The sequence below is a fragment of the Dyella sp. 333MFSha genome, assembly GCF_900102405.1.
Lineage (GTDB): Bacteria > Pseudomonadota > Gammaproteobacteria > Xanthomonadales > Rhodanobacteraceae > Luteibacter > Luteibacter mycovicinus.
Genome location: NZ_FNBR01000001.1, coordinates 1,636,955 through 1,657,424 on the forward strand (window position 1 = coordinate 1,636,955; position 20,470 = coordinate 1,657,424).

Consider the following 20,470-nt stretch of genomic DNA (forward strand, 5'->3'; position numbering starts at 1 on the left):
TCCCCTGGTTCCTGTCAAGCAAACAGCGAGGGGCGGCGAACCGCCCCTCGCCCGACGGTTAGTCGGCCTTGTTCATCTGCTCTTTGAGGAGAGCGCCGAGCTTGGTCGTACCACCGGCAGCCGAAGCGTAATCGGCCATGGCGTCAGCCACGTCCTCTTCGTCCTTCGCACGGATCGACAGCTGGAGCTGACGGCCCTTGCGATCCATACCGGTGAACTTCGCCTCGACGGCATCGCCGACCTTCAGGTGCGTCGTGGCATCTTCCACGCGCTCCTTGGCGATGTCGTTGGCGCGGATGTAGCCCTCGACGCCTTCACCGAGGTCGATGACCGCACCCTTCGCGTCCACTTCCTTCACGGTGCCATTCAGAATGGTGCCGCGCGGATTCGTGGCCATGAACTGACCGAACGGATCCTGCTCCATCTGCTTGATGCCGAGGGAGATGCGCTCACGTTCCGGATCGACCGCCAGAACCACGGCTTCGACTTCGTCGCCCTTCTTGAAGTTGCGAACGAGGTCTTCACCCGAAGCCTGCCAGGAGATGTCGGACAGGTGGACGAGACCGTCGATGCCGCCTTCCAGACCGATGAAGATACCGAAATCGGTGATCGACTTGATCTGACCGGAAACCTTGTCGCCCTTCTTGTGCATGGCGGCGAAGGCTTCCCACGGGTTCGAGCGGGTCTGCTTGATACCGAGGGAGATACGACGACGCTCTTCATCCACGTCGAGGACCATGACTTCCGTCTCGTCACCGACCTGCACGACCTTGGCCGGGTTGACATTCTTGTTGGTCCAGTCCATTTCGGAGACGTGCACCAGGCCTTCGACGCCCGGCTCGATCTCGACGAAGCAGCCGTAATCGGTGACGTTGGAGACCTTGCCGAACAGACGGCTGCCGACCGGGTAACGGCGGGCGATGGCGACCCACGGGTCGTCGCCGAGCTGCTTGAGGCCGAGCGAAACGCGGTTGCGCTCGCGGTCGTACTTGAGGACGCGGACGTCCAGCTCGTCGCCGACGTTGACCACTTCCGACGGGTGACGCACGCGCTTCCACGCCATATCGGTGATGTGGAGCAGGCCGTCGATGCCGCCGAGGTCGACGAATGCGCCGTAATCGGTGAGGTTCTTGACCACACCCTTGACGACGGCACCTTCGGTCAGGCGCTCGAGGAGCTTCTCGCGCTCTTCCGAGAACTCGGTCTCGACAACCGCGCGGCGGCTGACGACGACGTTGTTACGCTTGCGGTCGAGCTTGATGATCTTGAACTCGAGGTCCTTGCCCTCGAGGTAAACCGGGTCACGGACCGGACGCACATCGACCAGCGAGCCCGGCAGGAATGCGCGGACGTCCTTGATGTCGACCGTGAAGCCGCCCTTGACCTTGCCGGAGATCTTGCCGGTGATGGTCTCTTCCTTGTCGAACGCCTGCTCGAGGTCGTCCCACACCATCGAACGCTTGGCCTTCTCACGGGAGAGCTTGGTCTCGCCGAAGCCGTCCTCGAGCGCATCGAGCGCGACCTTGACTTCGTCGCCCACTTCCACTTCGAGCGCGCCGTTCTCGTCCTTGAACTGCTCAATGGGGACGATGCCTTCGCTCTTCAGGCCGGCGTTGATCACCACCACGTCGTTGCGGATTTCCACAACGATACCCGTGACGATGGAGCCGGGCTTCAGCTTCGAAATGGCCTGCTGGCTCTGTTCAAACAGTTCGGCAAAACTTTCAGTCATGTTGATTCCAGGGTTATGAAAGGTCGTACCCGGCGCCTGCGTAACATCAATGAACGCGTGCGGACAGGGGACCCACCGGTTGTGGGCGCAATAAGAGGGCCGTTATGGGGCCGCTCCGCGCCGTTGCCAATATCCCGCGCACACTGCGCGGGGGTCGTGCCGGATGCGCCCTTACGGACGCACCACGGCGAATACTCGTTCCACCACCACGTCGATCGGCATGCCGGTGGTATCGATCACCACGGCGCCCTCGGCGGGCTTCAACGGGGCCACGAGCCGCGACGCGTCACGCTCGTCGCGAGCCTCGATCTCTCGTTGAAGGACGGCAAGTGTAACGCTCAGCCCCTTATCCTTCAACTGCTTATAGCGCCTTTTCGCGCGCTCGGCGGCACTGGCCGTGAGGAAGAACTTATGCGCCGCATCCGGGAAAATCACCGTCCCCATATCCCGGCCGTCGGCGACCAGCCCCGGGGCCTTGCGGAAGCCGTGCTGCATGTCCACCAGGGCCTGGCGGACGCTGGGGATCACCGCGATGGCCGAGGCCGCGGCCCCGGCCGTCTCGGTCCGCAGCTCGTCCGTGGCGTTGTGGCCGTTGACCAGAATGTAGGTCTCATCGCCACTGGGACTGGGTTTGAAGCGGATCTTCACGGTCTGAGCGCAGCGGGTGACCGCGTCGACATCGGACAGATCGATCCCCTCCTCGCCCGCCGCGTAGCCCACCGCCCGGTAGAGGGCGCCGGAGTCCAGCAGGTGCCAGCCGAGTTTCTCCGCCACCAGGCGACTGATGGTGCCCTTGCCCGAGCCCGAGGGCCCGTCGATGGTCAGGACAGGAGCAGCAGCCGATGGGGCCATGGGGAAACCTCGTTCGCGAAACGGGCATGATATCGCGTCGGCGCCCGGCAGTCGGCGCATGGACGCGCCCGTCCGTGCATGCTACAAGCGCCCGAACGATCGACCAGGCGCCCTTCCATGTCCGACGACCTCCGGAGCCAGTTCGAGCAGGCTTACCTGGACATCACCCGTCTGGGGCGTCGGCCGGACAATGACACGCTGCTGCGGATCTACGCCCTCTACAAACAGGGCTCCGAGGGCGACGCCGTGGGGCCGAAACCGGGCTTTTTCGATTTCGTGGGCACGGCCAAGTACGAGGCCTGGGTGAAGCTGACGGGGATGCCACAGGCGCAGGCGCAAGAGGAATACGTCGCACTGGTCAGGTCGTTAGGGGCCGAGGGGACGGGCTGATGGCGGTCTCAGGGGGCCCCGGCCGCCCTGACGAGGGAAGTTCCCACCGAACCGGCGCTCACCGGATAACTCGGTTCGGCGGGGCACGCTACCGGTGACTGCTAGGAAGCGCGCTGCGCCAGCCACGCCGCTACCGGCAATTCGCCAAAAAGCGTGGCTACCTCGATCGGCCCGCCGTCGACCCGCCCTTCCCCGAAAATACTCATCCAGCGCCCATCAGGAAGGGTCAACGACGTACCCTCCCAGTGGTCGGCGCCGATCGCTGGCGCGTCGCTGCCAGCGATCCATTCCGCCGTGTGCCGGGCGACCGCGATGAACAGGCGCTGCCCGCGATGCTCGCGGACGAACGCAAGAACATGCTCCGAGGCGGGGCCTTCCACCGCCAGGGCGCGGTAGCTGCCGCGGGCAAACAGCTCCGGGTGCTCGCGGCGCGTCGCCAGGAGCCGGGCGATCACCGACTGCTTGATCGCGCCGTCGCGCCAGTGCGTCAATGCCTCGAAGGGGGTCTCCGCCAGTTCCAGGGAGGCGGCGCGCGCCAGGAAATCGACCGGTCGCCGGTTGTCGGGATCGACCAGACTGAAGTCCCAGTAATCCGTACCCTGGTAGAGGTCGGGCACACCGGGCGTCGTCAGTCGCAGAACGGTCTGGGCCAACCCGTTGGCCGCGCCAGGCGAGGCGATGTAATTGGCGAAAGCCGCCAGCTCCGCCGCGACATCGCTGGACAGGATCGTCCGCAGGAAGTCTTCGCAGGCATCTTCGTAAGGCTCGTTGGGCGACGTCCAGCGCGTCCAGCGCTTGGCCTCACGCAGCGCCTTGCGCTGCCAGGCGGCGATACGCGAGGCGAACCGCTCGACGCCGTCGGTATCGTCGGGCGACAGGTGCAGAGGCCAGGCGCCGACCAGCATCTGGTAAAGCATCAGCTCATCGCCCGCCGAAGGCGCCATGCGCCCATCCGCCCGTTGCCGGAAGTCCGCGTGGCGAACACGCCAGCGCTCCGCGGTAACGACCCAGCGTTCGCTTACCTCGGACAGTACCGCCAGCCGGGCGCGCAGATCTTCGCCACGTTTGTGGTCGTGCGTCGCCGTCGCCAGCAGGTTGTGCGGCAAGGTATCGGCACGCATCGCACAGCGCGCATGGAAGTCTTCCATCGACATGGCCATACGCCCGGCGTCGACACCCACCTCGTTACGCGAGAGCAGGCGACCGTAGCGATAGCCGGCGGTGTCTTCGACGGCCTTGGCCGCCACCGGCGAGGTCGCCTGCTGGAACACCGCGATGGCGCGCTCGCGTGCCCGGCGTACGGGACCCGGTGGCAGCGATCGGGGCGCTTCCCCGCCAAGCCACAATGACACGAGCTGCAGCAGATCACTGTCTTCGAGCCGCAGGGTCCGTGAAGCGCCTTCCACCGCCCGGGCGAAGAAGACGTCGTCGATGGCGTCTCGCCCCGCGCCACCCGCATACGTGCGGTAGACAGGGAAGTGCACCAGCAGCTCGACGATCACCCGGCGGACCGCCGCCAGCGACACGTCGCGCGTGGCGACGTTGGCGCGTGCGGCCGTGAACAGCGCTCGTGCGGTGCGATCGAGCTCGGATTCGAAGCTGTCGACCAGAATCTGACGGCGTGCCCGCACCGCCTGCGTGCCGAAGTCCGCCGACTCACCGGTGAGCTTGCGCCACAGTTCGGTAAGTGGCGCTTCGCCACGCTGACAGTGCAGGACGGCCGAGACCTGGTCCATGAACTCGTAGCCCGTGGTGCCGTCGGTGCGCCAGTCCAGCCGGAGATCTTCGTCTTCGGCCAGGATCTTCTCGACGACGAGATAAGCGGCGTCGTGCGGCGCGGAGGATGGCCGTTGCGTACGCAGCGTTTCCAGCCGGTGGCGCAACTGCCGGCAGTAGCGACGCGGATCGGCGAGACCGTCCACATGGTCGCAGCGCACGCCATCGATCAGCCCTTCGGCGTAAAGACGGAAAATCGTCTTGTGCGTGTCCTCGAACACCGCGGTTCGCTCGATGCGAAGACCCGCCAGTTCGTTGATGTCGAAGAAACGACGGTAGTTGACCATGTCGCTGGCCAGCTTCCAGAACGCAAGCCGGTAATGCTGCTTTTCGATCAGAGCATGCAGCTTCGCCCTGCCCGTCTCCGTCGATGGGTCGTGCTCGTCGACCGCGTCATCGCCCAGTCCGGCAACGGAGGCTGGCGACAGCGGAAGACGATCGTCGTAGATGCCCAACATCCAGGTATCGCCGCGACGGCGCAGGCGCAGATGCCCCGACTGCAAGGTTTCCTCGTAACCGGCACCGAGGATCGGCAAGAGCACGCGACCGCGAATCAGCGGATCCGGCGCGGTCCATTCGATATCGAAGTAACCCGCGTAACTGCTCTCACGCCCGTTCCGCAGCACGTCCATCCACCAGGCGTTCTCGGTGCCGACGCCCATGTGGTTCGGCACGATGTCGACCACGAGACCCATGCCGTGCTCGCGCAGGGCGGCGACCAGACGGCGCAACGCGTCCTCACCGCCGATCTCTGGGTTGACCTCGTGGCAGTCGACCACGTCGTAGCCATGCGTCGAACCCGCACGCGCCTTAAGGATCGGCGACGCGTAGAGGTGACTCGCACCCAGCCGGGCGTAATAGCCGACGACGCCGACCGCGTCGTCCAGAGTGAAGCCCGCATGGAACTGCAGGCGAGCCAGCGCGCGCGGCGGGCTCATGTCCGGTTCCGGGTTTTGTCGATCGCCGCGCAGACCGCGTTGGCAATCGGGCCATCGAACAGGCGGGTGGACGAGTCGGGCATGCGCCGCCGCCAGTTCGGATGAATGGCATCGGTGGGGCCCGGAAGATTCGGCTGCTCATGCAGGCCGAGGATGTCCTCCACGGGGAAGATCGCCAGCGGTGCGGGCGCCTGAGACACGTGGCGCGCCGCCGCGACCACGACAGGAGAAATATCGTCCGTCGCGGGTGGCGCATCCTCGTTCCAGGCCGAGCCCGACGCGCACATCGCACGCCACAGCGCCGCGCGTTCCTTCTCACGCTGCGCCGCTTCGTCGACAGCGGGATCGTCCAGGCCGGTGCGCTTACGCCAATCGACATCGCGCCCGCTCCACCATCCCGCCACGGTCGAGACATCGTGGGTGCTCGTCGTCGCCATGGCATTGTCCGACCATTCGCGTGGCGACACGAAACCGCCGTCCGATGCACGCTCGAACCACAGCACGCGAATACCGAGCACGCCCTTATCGGCGATGGCATGACGGAAGTCGGCGGGTACGGTGCCCAAGTCCTCGCCGATGACGACGGCGCGGTGCAGATGCGACTCGAGTGCGATCAGCCGCAGCATGTCGGTGAGCGGGTAGCGCAGATAGGCCCCCTCGGTGGCGCCGGCGCCGTGCGGGACCAGCCACAGGCGTTTCAGGCCGAGCACGTGATCGATGCGGACACCGCCCGAGTGCGCGAGCGCCGCACGCAACATGCCGATGAAGCCACGGAAACCGGTTTCGCGCAGGCCACGCGGGGAGAACGTCGTCAGACCCCAGTCCTGTCCCAGCCGGTTCAGCGCGTCCGGTGGTGCCCCCACCGACAGGCCGCGCAGCATCTCCGCCTGATGCGCCCACGCATGGCTGCCACCCGAGTCCGCCCCCACGGCGAGGTCGGCGACGAGGCCGATCGCCATGCCCGCGTCACGCGCCGCTTTCTGCGCACCTTCGAGCCCTTGCGCGGCCAGCCACTGCAGCCAGGCGTGAAAGGCCACTTCGCGACCATGCTCGCGCACGAACGAAGCGACCTCGTTGCCGGCCGGGTCGTGGAATTCCGTGGGCCAGCCCTGCCAGCCACCGGGCCGGCCATGTGCGGTGAAATGCCCATGCAGCGCCTCGAAACGTGCGTGCCGCTCGAGCGGCTCGCCCTGCTCCCGCCTGAAAGCGCTGAAACGCTCCGAGTGGGCAAGATCCACCGACGCCCATTCGAACAACGACCGCAGAATGGTCATACGCGCACGGGCCGCGCGCGGCCAGTCGATCAGCTCGAGCCATTCGAGTTCGGCCAGTTCCTGACGCAGGTTGTGCGTGTCGATCACCGCGCGAACGGTCTGCTCACCACTGGTTTTCACCGGGTCGACATACAGACCGTTGAGAAACAGGCGGCTCGACGGCGCGTAGGGGCTGTAACGCTCGGGAGCGGCGGCGAACAATGCATGCAACGGGCTGATCGCGAGCGCATCCGCGCCTTTTTCCGCCGCGGCGCGCGCACAAAGCTCAAGCGCCGTGAAATCGCCGAAGCCGCCATCGCCGGGGCGACGGAGCGCGGACATCTGCACGGCCATGCCCCAGGGTCGGCGCGTACCGGCGACGTCGCCGACGCCAAAGGTTCGCGGCGGTGCGATCGCCAGCGTCACCTCGTCGTCGTCGAGCATCAACGTGTAATAGCCGGGTGTCGAGGGCGCCGCAATACCAGCCTCGCCCGACGGCAACGCGCCCTCGGCCACCTGGCCGCCTTCGCTGTCCAGCAGCTTCCACACGCGACCGCGCGGTACGGGCGGAATGGCTACCTGTGCGCCCGCATCGGCGGTAATCATGCGCGGCGGTCGTCGGCCGCTGCGCTCCTGCTCGAGCAGATGCAGGCTCGAGGAAACATCATCGGCGTTGTCCGCAGGCAGGCCGATCGCGCGAAGCACGGCACGAAGCGTGCTGGCCGGCGTGGTCTGCGGGCGGTCCAGCGCGTCGCGCCAGTCGACATCGATGCCAGCCTGTTCGGCAAGCAAAGCGAGACGATCGTCGAGGGGGGCGTTCACGGCTCAGGACTCCAGGCAGGCGACGGTACGGCGAGCAGGAAGCAGGCCGCGCGAAACGGAAGCGATATCCGCGGCATCGCCATGGAGCCATGCCGCGGACGCCGATGGTGGCCGCTGGATCGTGACGTCGGCGTCGCCGAGGTTGACGTACAAGGTAAGCGTCGCCGGTCCCAGTTTCCATGCGGCGGTAAAGGCGCGGTCGCCGACTGCCTCCGCTCCCGCCGCCCTGGCATCGCCTATGTGCGGAGCGACGTGCTTGTGCCGCTGGGCGATCAGTTCGCGAACCAGTTGCCGGCGCGCTTCACCCGCTCCTTCCTCACGGTTGGGAATGGACGCGGTGAACGTGTCGTAGTCGTTCGGATCGGGAATCTCCTCGCCGCCGAAGCTCGTGAATGCCTCGAACTCGCGACGCCGACCGTCGCGCACCGCCTTGCGAAGGTCCTCATCCTGGAAATCGGTGAAGAAGAGAAACGGCGTGCGGCTGGCCCACTCCTCTCCCATGAACAGCATAGGGACGAAAGGCGCAAGCAGCAGGAGGGCCAGCGCGGCCTCCATCGTCTCGGCGTCAATCAGCGTCGTCAGGCGGTCGCCGAACGCACGGTTGCCCACCTGGTCGTGATTCTGCAGGAAGTTGACGAAGCGCGACGGCGGCAGATGAGCGCTCGATTCGCCGCGACGCTTGCCGCCCATCGGCTCGCCCTGAAAAACGAAGCCCTCCTGCAGGCTGCGCAGAAGCTTGGGCATCGGCGCTTCGTAGTGCGCGTAGTAACCCTCGGCCTCACCCGTCAGCAGCACGTGCAGGGCATTGTGAAAGTCGTCGTTCAATTGCGCATCGAAGCGTCCCCTGCCGAGAAGGCTGGCCTGGTTCGCCTCGTTCTCCAGAATCAGGTGCACATGACGGTCCGGTCCCATGGCGCCGTGCACGCGCGCGGCGAGCGAGCCCAGCCAACCGGGATTGCCTATCGCGTGCACCGCGTCGAAGCGCAAGCCGTCGAAGCGGAATTCCTCGAGCCAGTAAAGCGCATTGTGCACGAAGAAGTCGCCGACCTGCGGCGTGGACACGCCAATCGCCGCGCCCCAGGGAGTATGTACGGAGCCATCGAAAAACGGTGATGCGTAGGCGCCCAGATAATTGCCGTCGGGACCGAAATGGTTGTAGACGACATCGAGAAACACCATCAGGCCGAGGCCGTGCGCTGTGTCGATCAGCGACTTGAGGTCTTCGGGTGAGCCGAACGCGTCCGTCGGGGCATATGGTAGGACGCCGTCGTATCCCCAGTTCCGCTCACCGGGGAATTCGGCGATCGGCATGAGCTCCAAGGCCGTGATGCCCAGCGAGGCGAGATGCGGCAGCACCATTTCCACACCGTGATAGCCGCCCAGCGCACCGACATGCAATTCGTAGATCACGGTGTCCTGCCAGGGACGCCCCTGCCAGGCGCCGTTCCGCCACTCGAAGGCCTGCGGATCGGTCACCACACTGAAGCCGTGCACATCGCCGCCTCGCTGCCGGCGCGACGCGGGGTCGGGTACCGCTGTGCCATCCGGCAGACGAAAGCGGTAGCCCGATCCAATCTCCGCGGGGCAGATGCATTCGAACCAGCCATCGTCCAGCGCACGCATCGTCGACGTGTGCCCGGTATCGCACTCGATCGACACGCTGTCGACATCGGGTGCCCACAGACGGAAGCGCGCCTTGCCCTCGCCCAACGGCTTCACGCCATAAGGCATGGCATGTACGTAACGCGCGCTCACGCGGGTTCGGTCCGCACTGTCGCTGCCAGCAACAGGACGCTCCGTCCCTCCACTTCGATCGTCGGCTCGGTCCACGGTAGCTCCGGCGCCAGGGGCGCGGCAGTGTTGCAACGCAGGCGCCAGTTGGCGGCGGGCTGCGGAAGGTGGAAAACATGCGTCTCAGGCGTGGCATTGATCAGAATCAGCGTCACGTCGGCTCGTTTCTCTCCGTACGCCTGGGCGCGCCGCAAGGCCAGCAGGCGCCCCTCGGTATAACCCCAGGTCTCCAGCGTCATTTCGGCGCCGCTTTCGTCGAACCACACGACTTCGCGCATGCCGGGCGCGACCTCCTTGTCGCCCCGCAGGAAGTGCGCGGCCCGCAAGGTGGGATGTTGTTCGCGCAGGCGTATCAGGCGGGAAACGAATTCGGACAACTCGCGACCCGGATCCGAACTGGCCAGCTTCCAGTCGTACCAGGACAACTCGTTGTCCTGGCAATAGGCATTGTTGTTGCCGCTCTGCGTGCGACCGAACTCGTCGCCACCGAGCAGCATCGGCGTGCCGTGCGAGAAGAACATCGTCGCCAGCATCGCGCGCTTCTGCCGGTCGCGCTGGGTACGGATGGAGGGATCGTCGCTCGGCCCTTCGACACCGTGGTTGTAGCTTTCGTTGTCGTTGCCACCGTCACGGTTTTCTTCGCCGTTGGCATCGTTGTGCTTGTCGTTGTAACTGACCAGGTCTTCCAGCGTGAAACCGTCGTGCGCCGTGATGAAATTGACCGATGCCCACGGCTTGCGCTTCTGGTGGTCGAAGAGCTCGCCAGACGCCTGAAGCCGACCCGCAAGCGCGCCGCGCATGTTCGAGTCGCCTTTCCAGAACTTCCGGATATCGTCACGGAACTTGCCGTTCCACTCGGCAAAGCCCGGCGGATGATTGCCCAGCTGGTAACCGCCTGGACCGATGTCCCACGGCTCTGAAATAAGTTTGACGTTGGCCAGCACCGGATCCTGCCGCATGGCATCGAACAGGCCGCAACAGGGGTCGAACCCATGCTCTTCGCGTCCCAGACTGACGCCGAGATCGAAGCGGAAGCCGTCCACATGAAAGGTCTGGACCCAGTAGCGCAGTGAGTCCATCACCATCTGCAGCACACGCGGGTGCGCCGTATTGACCGTATTGCCCGTTCCTGTGTCGTTGATGCAATAGCGCGGGTTGTCCGCCATCAGACGGTAGTAGCTCTTGTTGTCCAGGCCCCGGAAGGACATGGTGGTGCCCAGTTCGCTGCCCTCGCAGGTGTGGTTGTAGACCACATCCAGGATCACCTCGATGCCCGCCGCATGCAGCGCCTGCACCGCGGCACGGATCTCGTTGAGCGCACCTTCGGCAAGATACGCCGGTTCCGGAGCGAAGAACGACAGCGTGTTGTAACCCCAGTAATTGCGCAGCTTCATCTCGGCGAGACGCCGGTCCTGAAGAAACGCATGCACGGGCAGCAGTTCGACGGCCGTGATCCCCAGCTTGACCAGATAGTCGATGACGTAAGGATCGGCCAGCGCGATGAAGGTGCCGCGCTCGTGCGGCCGGATACGCTTGAGCGTTCGCGTTATCCCCTTGAGATGGGTCTCGTAAATGACCGTCTCATTCCAGGGGGTATGCGGGCGATTGTTCTGCGTCCAGTGCATCGGCTCGTCGACCACGACCGCCTTGGGCATCGCCGCGGCGCTGTCGCGACGATCGAACGACAGATCCGCGCGTGGCGAGGACACACGGTAGCCGTGAAGCGCATCGGACCAGCGAACCTGTCCATGGAGCAGGCGGGCGTAAGGATCCAGCAACAGCTTGTTCGGATTGAACCGGTGTCCCTCTTCCGGCTCATACGGACCATACGCCCGGAAACCGTAAAGCGTCCCGCCACGTACACGTGGCAGGTAGCCATGAAACACCTCATCGGTACATTCGGGGAGGTCGTATCGCGCGATCTCGCGCTTACCGGATGGATCGAACAGACACAGTTCGATGCGCTCCGCGTGGGCGGAGAACACCGCGAAATTCGTTCCCATGCCGTCGCAGGTGGCGCCAAGGGGATGCGGCGTACCGGACTGCATGCGCTCGGGAAGTGCGGGCATCGGATTCCTCGTCAGTCGGCCACGAAGATGACCGTGGAAAGGGGTGGCAGGCTCAGCACCAGCGAACGATCGAAGCCATGCGATGGCACATCCTGCGTGTGCCGCTCGCCTTCGTTGCCGACGCCGGAGCCGCCGTAATCGGAAGCATCCGAGTTGAACGCTTCCTTCCAGCGGCCGCCGTCGGGCACGCCCAGGCGGAAGCCGTGACGCGGAGTGGGCGTCATGTTGCTGACGACCAGGGCCGGCCGTCCATTCTCCGCGAAGCGAAGCCACGCAAAGATGCTCTGCGACGCATCGTCCCCGATCACCCAGCGGAAGCCGCGCGGATCGGTATCCCATGCGTGCAGGGCCGGCGTCGACGCATAGAGCCGGTTGAGGTCGCGCACGGTCTTCTGCACACCGAGGTGCAGCGGGTTGTCGAGCAACTCCCAGGCGATCTGCGAATCGTGGTTCCATTCGTGTGGCTGCGCGATTTCGCCACCCGTGAACAGCAGTTTCTTGCCCGGATGACCCCACATGAAACCGTAGTAGGCACGCAGGTTGGCAAAACGCTGCCACTCGTCGCCGGGCATGCGTCCCAGCAACGACCGTTTGCCGTGCACGACTTCGTCGTGTGACAGCGGCAGCACGAACTTCTCGGAATAGGCATAGACCATGCTGAAGGTCATTTCGCCATGATGAAACTGGCGGTACAACGGATCGCGCGACATGTACTCGAGCGAATCGTGCATCCAGCCCATGTTCCACTTGAAGTCGAAGCCGAGGCCGCCCTGCTCCACCGGCTGGGTCACGCCCGGCCATGCCGTGGATTCCTCGGCGATGGTCATGCAGTCCGGATGCCGTTCCGCGACGAGCTGGTTCACCCGGCGCAGGAAGGCGATCGACTCGAGGTTCTCGCGGCCGCCGTACTGGTTCGGCACCCACTCGCCGTGCTTGCGCGAGTAGTCGCGATACAACATCGACGCCACGGCGTCCACACGCAGGCCGTCCACGTGGAAGCGCTCGAGCCAGGCCAGCGCGCTGGCGACCAGGAACGCGGATACCTCGTTCCGGCCGAGATTGAAGATCAGCGTGTTCCAGTCCTGATGGAAACCCTCGCGCGGATCGGCATGTTCGTACAGCGGAGTGCCGTCGAAGTGCGCCAGACCGTGGATATCCGTGGGGAAATGCGCGGGTACCCAGTCGACGATGACGCCAACGCCCGCCTCGTGGCAGCGGTCGACGAAGCGCGCGAATGCCTCGGGCGTACCGAACCGCGACGTCGGGGCGAACTGGCCCAGTGGCTGATAACCCCAGGACCCGCCAAAGGGGTGCTCCGACACCGGCAGCAGTTCGATATGGCTGAAACCCATGCCCGCCACATACGGGATCAGGCGTTCGCCCAGTTCATCCCAGTGCAACTCGCGCCCATCGGGACCGCGCAGCCACGATCCGGCATGCAGCTCATAAATCGACAGCGGGGAGCCCGCATGATGCAACGAACCGCGGTGACGCATCCATTCGTCGTCCGTCCAGCGAAACGCGGTCGGATCGGCCACGATCGACGCGGTGGACGGCGGCAGCTCAGCCGCGAGGGCGACCGGATCGGCGCGCTGGGTGAGCGATCCGTCGGCACCCCAGATCTCGTACTTATAGCGTGCGCCGGGCAGCAAGCCAGGCACGAAGAGTTCCCAGACACCCGCCGGTACACGCTTGCGCATGGGCAAGCGACGCCCGTCCCAGCTGTTGAAGTCGCCCACCACACTCACCCGCTGCGCATTCGGCGCCCAGACGGCAAAGCGTACGCCGTTCACGCCGTCGACCGTGACCGGATGCGCGCCAAGGCAGAGAAACAGCTCCGTATGCGTTCCGGCGGACAGGCGTTGCAGGTCGTCGTCAGTGAGGAGGTTACCGAAACGATACGGATCGTGCGTGTCATGGGCGGCCGCAGGCCAGTGAACACGCAAGCGGTAGTCGTCGTCGGATTCCGGGAAACCGGCGAACAAGCCGCCGTCGTGTACCCGCTTCAGCTCGCCCAGCGAACGTCCGGTCGCATCGATCAACTCCACACCCTGCGCCCCCGGCTGCAAGCTGCGCACGACCCGCCTGCCCTCGACGAGGTGCGGACCGAGCAGAGCGAAGGGATCGCCGTGCCGTCCGTCGACGAGTGCATCGACGGCGGCGGGATCGGTCACGCCATAGGTACGGGGATCGGTCACGTGTCTTCCTTCAATTCTCGGGATGTCTCACCGCGCGCGGCGTGCAGCAGCCCGCGCACCGGCACATCGACCCAGCCGGGCCGGTTCGCCGCTTCATAGTTCACTTCGTACGCCGCCTTCTCGATGACGAACAGCTCCAGGATGGGTGCCAGCGTCTCGCCATCGACCCAGCGTACCGGCGCCGCGTCTAGGACGGCTCGATAGGCCCCCAGGAAGACGCGCGACGAACGCTCGCGGAAGCGGGACAGGTAATCGCCGAAGCCTTCGTCCTCGATCGGAGCAAGTCCGTCTTCACCCCGGCGCGCCATGGCGGCCGCATAGTCGAGCGAACGCAGGAAACCGGCGACATCTCGCAACGGGGAGCCCTTCGCGCGGCGCTCGTCCAGCGAACGAGCGGGTTCGCCTTCGAAGTCGATGATGTACGCGTCGTCCTGCACCACAAGGATCTGGCCGAGGTGGAAGTCGCCATGCACCCGGGTTTTAAGCGCGGATACGCCCGCCTTCGCCAGCTTGCCCACGCGCTCGTCCAGCGTACCCACGAGACCTCTGAGCGCCTCGACATCGGCAGCCACCGTCTCCGACAGATCGGCAAGGTGGTCGATCGACACCAGCGCACGGCCGATCTGTGCACGAACGCTGTCGCGTACCGCGTCGACGTCGGCGGCGCTCGCCTTTTCGGGCGAGAACGCGGGAATCTCGGACGGCTGCGCAAGCAAGGCGTGCAACTCGCCCAGTCGCGTGCCCACCGCGGTCGCGAACGCGTCGTACCCCGCCTCGATCTCCGCCTTGCGCTCTTCCTCGTCGGAGTGACTGTATTCGTCGTAGCTGCGACGAAGGAAGTCGAGCGTCCACCGCCAGGCATCGCCCTGATTGCGCAGAAAGCCCTGCAACACGGCCAGCGTGGTGCGGTCGCCGTTTTCGCCGATGCGGACCACCTCACCGAGCAACGGCGAGGTGTTGGCGTAGCCGTGTTCGGTGAGGAAGCGACCCATCTCCACTTCCGGATTGATGCCGACGGAGGTGCGTCGGAACAGCTTCACCACACCGGCGTCGTGCATGATCATCGAGCTGTTGGATTGCTCAGCGGTCAGCCACCGGCTTTCGATGGCCGGGTCGAAGGTGACCCCGGCGAACGCATCGGTCGTCTCGAAACGTACGACACCGGAGTTCACCGGCAATTCGGTGGCCTGACGCAGCCCGATCAACAGGCCGGAGGCAAAGGCGTCCAGGGCGAATCCGTCGGTAAGCAAGCCGATGCGACGACCTCGACGCACGCGTGCCAACGCAAGCTGCTGGGCACGCGCTGTCGGGCTCTCGTCTTCCCAGACGATGCCGACCGGCAGGCTGTAACGTTCGGTGCCACCGTCGGCGAGCGTCGCTTCGACCTCGGTGAAGACGAGATCGTCGCCATGGTCCGGCCACGGCACCGCGTAAAGGATCTTCGAGCTCTCGATACCGCGATCCTTGGAGGCGAACCAACGCCGGACCCCGAGGTAACCGGGCAGCACCTGCTTCTCGATCACACCGCGGTGATGCGCCATAACCGGCCCTTCCACCAGCGCGCCGCGCACCACCAGCGTCTCGTAATCGGGCAGCGGCTCGGCGGGCACTTCGTGCCACTCGGGCATCTGCGCGTTGGGGCAGATCTGGAAGGCGTAAAAACCGTACGCGGGAAGCGTCAGAAGATAGGGCAGCTGGCCGATCGGCGGGAACGACGAGCCGCCCATGATCTCGATGGGAACCTGCCCGTCGAACGCGGCCACATCGAGCTCGACCGCCTGCAGCGAACGGGACATGTTGGCGACGCAGAGCAGGTGTTCGCCCTCGAACTCGCGCAGATACGCCAGCACCTTGCGGTTACCCGGATAGAGAAACTTCAGCGTGCCGCGGCCGAAGGCCTTGTAACGCTTTCGCACGGCCAGCATGCGGCGCGTCCAGTTGAGCAGCGAGTGCGGATCGCGCCCCTGTGCCTCGACGTTGATGGCCTGGAAGCCGTACAGCGGGTCCATGATCGGCGGCAGCACCAGGCTGGCCGGATCGGCCCGCGAGAATCCGCCGTTGCGGTCGACGGACCACTGCATGGGCGTGCGTACGCCGTCGCGATCGCCGAGATGAATGTTGTCGCCCATGCCGATCTCATCGCCGTAATACAGCACCGGCGTGCCCGGCATCGAGAGGAGCAACGCGTTCATCAGTTCGATGCGACGACGGTCGCGCTCGAGCAAAGGGGCGAGACGCCGACGGATACCCAGGTTGATACGCGCACGACGGTCGGCCGCGTAGGTCTGCCACAGGTAATCGCGTTCGTTGTCGGTCACCATCTCGAGCGTGAGCTCGTCATGGTTACGCAGGAAGATCGCCCACTGGCAGTTCTCGGGGATCGCCGGCGTCTGCCGCATGATGTCGGTGATCGGAAAACGGTCTTCGCGCGCGATCGCCATGTACATGCGCGGCATCAGCGGAAAGTGGAACGCCATGTGGCATTCGTCGCCGTTGCCGAAGTAGTCCTGCGTATCCTCCGGCCACTGGTTCGCTTCCGCGAGCAGCATGCGATCCGGGTAATGCTGGTCGATCTCCGCACGCATCAGCTTGAGGATGTCGTGTGTCTCGGGAAGGTTCTCGTTGTTGGTGCCTTCGCGCTCGATCAGATAGGGCACGGCGTCCAGTCGCAGGCCGTCGACGCCGAGGTCGAGCCAGAAACGCATGACTTCGAGCACCGCCTTGATCACCGCGGGGTTATCGAAGTTCAGATCCGGCTGATGCGAGAAGAACCGGTGCCAGAAGTATTGACCGGCCACCGGATCCCAGGTCCAGTTGGACTTTTCAGTGTCGAGGAAGATGATGCGTGTGCCGTCGTAGGCCTGGTCGGTATCGGACCAGACATAGAAGTTGCGCGCTGCGGAACCCTTCTTCGCCTCTCTCGCCCGCTGAAACCACGGGTGCTGGTCGGAGGTGTGGTTGATGACCAGCTCGGTGATCACGCGCAGGCCGCGCTTATGCGCCTCCGCGATGAACCGTTTCGCATCGGCGAGCTTGCCGTAGTCGGGATGCACCGACTTGTATTCGGCGATGTCGTAGCCGTCGTCGCGCCGCGGACTCGGATAGAACGGCAGCAGCCACAACGTGTTGACGCCCAGCTCGGCGATGTAGTCCAGCTTCTGAATCAGGCCTTCGAAATCGCCCACGCCGTCGTCATTGGCATCGAAGTACGACTTCAGATGGACCTGATAAATGATCGCATCCTTGTACCAGAGCGGATCGCTCGAAAAATCGGGAGCGATCGTCTGTTTCTTTCCCTTACCGCGTGTTGCCATGGATCAGACTCCAGGGAGACGGACGTGCCAGATCGCGTAGGGCTGGCCGAGGCCGAGCCATACGTTCTGACGGGCACCGCGCCAGGCGATGGGTTGGGTATGCAGAAGGTCGTGTACGTCGATGGCGGCGTCGTCGGCCAGGCGCCAGTCGCCAAGCGGCAGCGTGAGGTCCGCGGACTGGGCGTTGTGCGGGTCCATGCTTATCGCGACAAGCACGAGATCGTCACCGGAGCGCTTCTCGAAGAAGAGCACCTGATCGTTGCTCGCCGGCAGGAAGCGCAGTCCGAGGTGCGACTGCAGCGCCGGGTGCGCGCGCCGGATGTGGTTGAGCTGGGTAATTTCCGCAACGATGTTTCCGGGGGCGTTGAAATCGCGGATGCGGATTTCGTACTTCTCGGAATCGAGGTACTCCTCCTTGCCGGGCATCGGCGCGGACTCGCAGATCTCGAAGCCCGAATACATACCCCAGAGTCCGGAGAGCGTCGTCGCCAGCGCGGCGCGGATCAGGAAACCCGGGCGCCCCGAGGTCTGCAGGAAGTACGGGTTGATATCCGGGGTATTGACGAAGAAGTTGGGCCGGAAGAAGTCTTTCGGTGCCGTCGTCGTCAACTCGGTCAGGTAGTCGATGAACTCCTGCTTCGAATTGCGCCAGGTGAAATACGTGTACGACTGACTGAAGCCGACCTTGGCCAGGCGATACATCGGCTTCGGACGGGTGAACGCCTCGGAAAGGAACAGCGTGTCCGGATACTTCGCCCGCACCCGGGCGATCATCCATTCCCAGAACGGGAACGGCTTGGTATGCGGGTTATCGACACGGAAGGTGCGTACACCCTCCGCGGCCCAGAACAGCACGGAGTCGCACAGCGCCTGCCAGAGCGAGGGAATCGCGCCGTCGGCATAGAAGTCGACATTAACGATGTCCTGGTACTTCTTCGGCGGATTCTCGGCGTATTTGATGCTGCCGTCCGGACGCCAGTCGAACCACTCCGGGTGCTCCTTCAGCCAGGGGTGGTCCTGCGAGCACTGGATGGCGAAGTCCAGTGCCAGCTCGAGCCCGTGTTCGTGCGCGGCGTCACGCAGCGCGCGGAAGTCCTCGAGCGTGCCCAGTTGCGGATGGATGGCGTTATGACCGCCGTCCGGCGAGCCGATCGCATACGGACTGCCCGGATCATCGGGACCCGGCGTCAGCGTGTTGTTGGGGCCCTTCCGGAACGACGTGCCGATCGGATGGATCGGCGGGAAGTAGAGCACGTCGAAACCCATGTCGCGGATCGCCGGCAGGCGCGCGATGGTGTTGCGAAAGGTGCCGTGCCTGGCTTTGTCGTCGGTCATCGAACGCGGGAACAGTTCGTACCAGCTGGCGAAGACCGCTTCGCGGCGATCCACCTCGAGTGGATACGTGTCGGTGACGCTGGAGCGGATCCGGGGATCGGTCGCCGCCATGAGCGCCACGGTCGTCTCATCGAGCAGCAGCTCGAGTCGCTGTGCGTCATCGGCCTTGCCGAGTGCCGCCGCCAGGTTACGCAAGGCCTTCGCCCTGGGACCGGCGGCATCTTTGGCCCGGGCTTCGACGAGCAGGCGTCCCTCTTCCAGTTCCAGCGCGAGAGAGACACCGGCGGCGTGCTTCACCTCGATCTCGTGGTGATAGCTGGCGAAGCGGTCATGCCAGGCTTCCACCTGGAACTCGTAGCGGCCGACACGCGTCGGTACGAAGCTCGCCGTATGAATGTCGTTGTTCACCGGTTCCATGACGACTTCGCGCCATGTCCGCTCGTCCTGTGCGCGGTAACGCAGGCGTGCGGCCAGCACCTCGTGGCCGTCCATGAAGATGTCCGCCGTCACCTCCACCGATTGACCGACGACGCGTTTGGCCGGAAAGCGGCCCGCGTCCACCGTCGGCTGCACGGCTTCGATCATGACGCGAGGCGCACGCGAGGCCGCCTGTAGGAATTCCTTCTGCACACTCGCTCCCATCTTTCGTTTGGCTGGCGTGGACGGCACACCGGTGAGGGTCAGGACGGCGCCGGGTGCCAGAAGCATCCCGTCGCCCTGATCGAACACCTTGCGTCCGTCCGGCGTGACCCAGGGGGCGAAATGCGCGGCCGCGCCCGCCAGCGCCTGCGCGGCACCGACCGGTGCGTCACGGTCCAGAGAGGCGTTGACCAGGGTCAGGGTGGCACGGGATGCCTTTCGCGCGTCGGGTCCATCGACCGTCAGGAACACAGCGACGTCGCGGCCCGTCGTGATGAGGGGGGCCGCCGGCACATCGTCACCCACGGCCGCGTTGGCGGCACGGACCGTCGCCGTCAGGTCGAGGGCAGCATTCATGGCGAGCGCGGCGGGCGTGACCGCAAGGCCACGTCGCGGATCCAGCGCATCGTGCTGGGCAAACTCGAAACCGACCGGCATCATCCAGCCCGCTGGCGATGTCGCCGCGAAGGCGATCGCCCGCTGATAGGCGTGCTCAAGTTGATTCTCCTCGCCCAGTTCATCGCCGAGCCGCTTCGCGAACGGTTCCTCCACGCAAGCCAGCGCCGGCGCGACGGTGGCGAGACGCGCGGCTTCTTCCGCGAACCACGGTGCACGAAAGTCCCACCAGTTGGCCGACGAGACGACCGCGTCGAATCCGGCACCTTTCAGGTTGGCGAGATCGTCAGCGGAAAGCCCGGGCGTCCAGGCGAGGAACGCGGCCTGCGACGCATCGGCGTGCGTGTTGCGCACCGCATCGATCAGGCTCTTCCAGCGCGAAGCGCGCAGCCGCTGCGGGTGCACGACGCGAAAGCCTTCGACGCCCGCGGCGGTCCAGCGGTGCAGGCGATCGACCCACCACTGCGTGGCCGCTTCGGCAACCTCGGGGTCGTTCAGGCGCCAGCGGACGCTGTCGCTCTCCGCGGGGGTCCAGCGCGGATCGGGCGTGCCGTGCTGCGCGGCAACCGCGCGAAACCATTCCGGATGCTCCTGGCGAACCGGCGCATCCGAGGCGACCTCGTCCAGAGAAAGGTCCAGCCACAACTCCATGCGGTGATTGCGACAGGCCTTCGCGATCTGCGCAAGCCGGGTGACCGCATCGCCCTCGTCCGCCACCGCCCCGTTCAGCCGGTCGAAGTCGCGTGTAACGAAAACGTCACCGGTGACCGAAGCATCGAACGGGGGTGCCACCAGCAGTTGCCGGAACCCGAGCGACGCCGCGTGCTCGATCCACGCATTCCAGGCGGTCATCGGCCCGGCGAGCAGCGGATGCAGATAGTAGATTCTGAAAGGCGCTCGCGTGCTTTCCGACATGTGAATCGCATTCCTCTGGGGGAAGGACACAAGCATGCCGGGCGGGATGT

At 65.2% G+C, this 20,470-nt stretch carries 10 protein-coding genes; 1 reads left to right on the plus strand and 9 read right to left on the minus strand.

Features of this window, described 5'->3' with window-relative positions:
- Window positions 1–58: 58 nt before the first annotated feature.
- Together rpsA and cmk are read right to left on the minus strand one after the other, a co-directional pair.
- Window positions 59–1,732: a 30S ribosomal protein S1 gene (gene rpsA / locus BLT40_RS07140; protein WP_036113984.1), complete on the minus strand. Its 1,674-nt coding sequence runs from the start codon at window positions 1,730–1,732 to the stop codon at window positions 59–61.
- Window positions 1,733–1,903: 171 nt separating this feature from the next.
- Window positions 1,904–2,584 (minus strand): (d)CMP kinase, encoded by a 681-nt coding sequence (cmk, locus tag BLT40_RS07145; protein WP_079521488.1) that lies wholly within the window; start codon window positions 2,582–2,584, stop codon window positions 1,904–1,906.
- Window positions 2,585–2,701: 117 nt separating this feature from the next.
- Between cmk and BLT40_RS07150 the strand changes: the two genes are divergently transcribed.
- On the plus strand, window positions 2,702–2,974 hold the full coding sequence (locus BLT40_RS07150) for an acyl-CoA-binding protein (RefSeq protein WP_079521489.1): 273 nt from the start codon (window positions 2,702–2,704) through the stop codon (window positions 2,972–2,974).
- Window positions 2,975–3,075: 101 nt separating this feature from the next.
- On the opposite strand, the gene treY is transcribed toward BLT40_RS07150, so the two are convergent.
- Genes treY through BLT40_RS07185 form a run of 7 tightly spaced genes read right to left on the minus strand, consistent with a single transcriptional unit; the run spans window position 3,076 to window position 20,420 of the window.
- Window positions 3,076–5,688 (minus strand): malto-oligosyltrehalose synthase, encoded by a 2,613-nt coding sequence (treY, locus tag BLT40_RS07155; RefSeq protein ID WP_079521490.1) that lies wholly within the window; start codon window positions 5,686–5,688, stop codon window positions 3,076–3,078.
- Window positions 5,685–7,763, minus strand: coding sequence for a 4-alpha-glucanotransferase (gene malQ / locus BLT40_RS07160; RefSeq protein WP_090352464.1), 2,079 nt, complete (start codon window positions 7,761–7,763; stop codon window positions 5,685–5,687). The genes treY and malQ overlap by 4 nt, the downstream gene beginning before the upstream one ends.
- A 3-nt stretch (window positions 7,764–7,766) precedes the next feature.
- A complete protein-coding gene (gene treZ / locus BLT40_RS07165; protein WP_218124522.1) occupies window positions 7,767–9,518 on the minus strand; it encodes a malto-oligosyltrehalose trehalohydrolase in 1,752 nt (583 codons plus the stop codon).
- Complete coding sequence (gene glgX / locus BLT40_RS07170; protein WP_090352465.1) at window positions 9,515–11,623, minus strand: glycogen debranching protein GlgX; 2,109 nt, start codon at window positions 11,621–11,623, stop codon at window positions 9,515–9,517. The genes treZ and glgX overlap by 4 nt, the downstream gene beginning before the upstream one ends.
- An 11-nt stretch (window positions 11,624–11,634) precedes the next feature.
- Window positions 11,635–13,821: a 1,4-alpha-glucan branching protein GlgB gene (gene glgB, locus BLT40_RS07175; RefSeq protein WP_255363965.1), complete on the minus strand. Its 2,187-nt coding sequence runs from the start codon at window positions 13,819–13,821 to the stop codon at window positions 11,635–11,637.
- Window positions 13,818–17,135 carry a maltose alpha-D-glucosyltransferase gene (gene treS, locus BLT40_RS07180; protein ID WP_090352466.1) on the minus strand — a complete coding sequence of 1,106 codons (3,318 nt, stop codon included), beginning with the start codon at window positions 17,133–17,135 and terminating at the stop codon, window positions 13,818–13,820. The genes glgB and treS overlap by 4 nt, the downstream gene beginning before the upstream one ends.
- Before the next feature lie 3 nt (window positions 17,136–17,138).
- Window positions 17,139–20,420, minus strand: coding sequence for a maltotransferase domain-containing protein (locus tag BLT40_RS07185; protein ID WP_090352467.1), 3,282 nt, complete (start codon window positions 20,418–20,420; stop codon window positions 17,139–17,141).
- Between the last annotated feature and the right edge of the window lie 50 nt (window positions 20,421–20,470).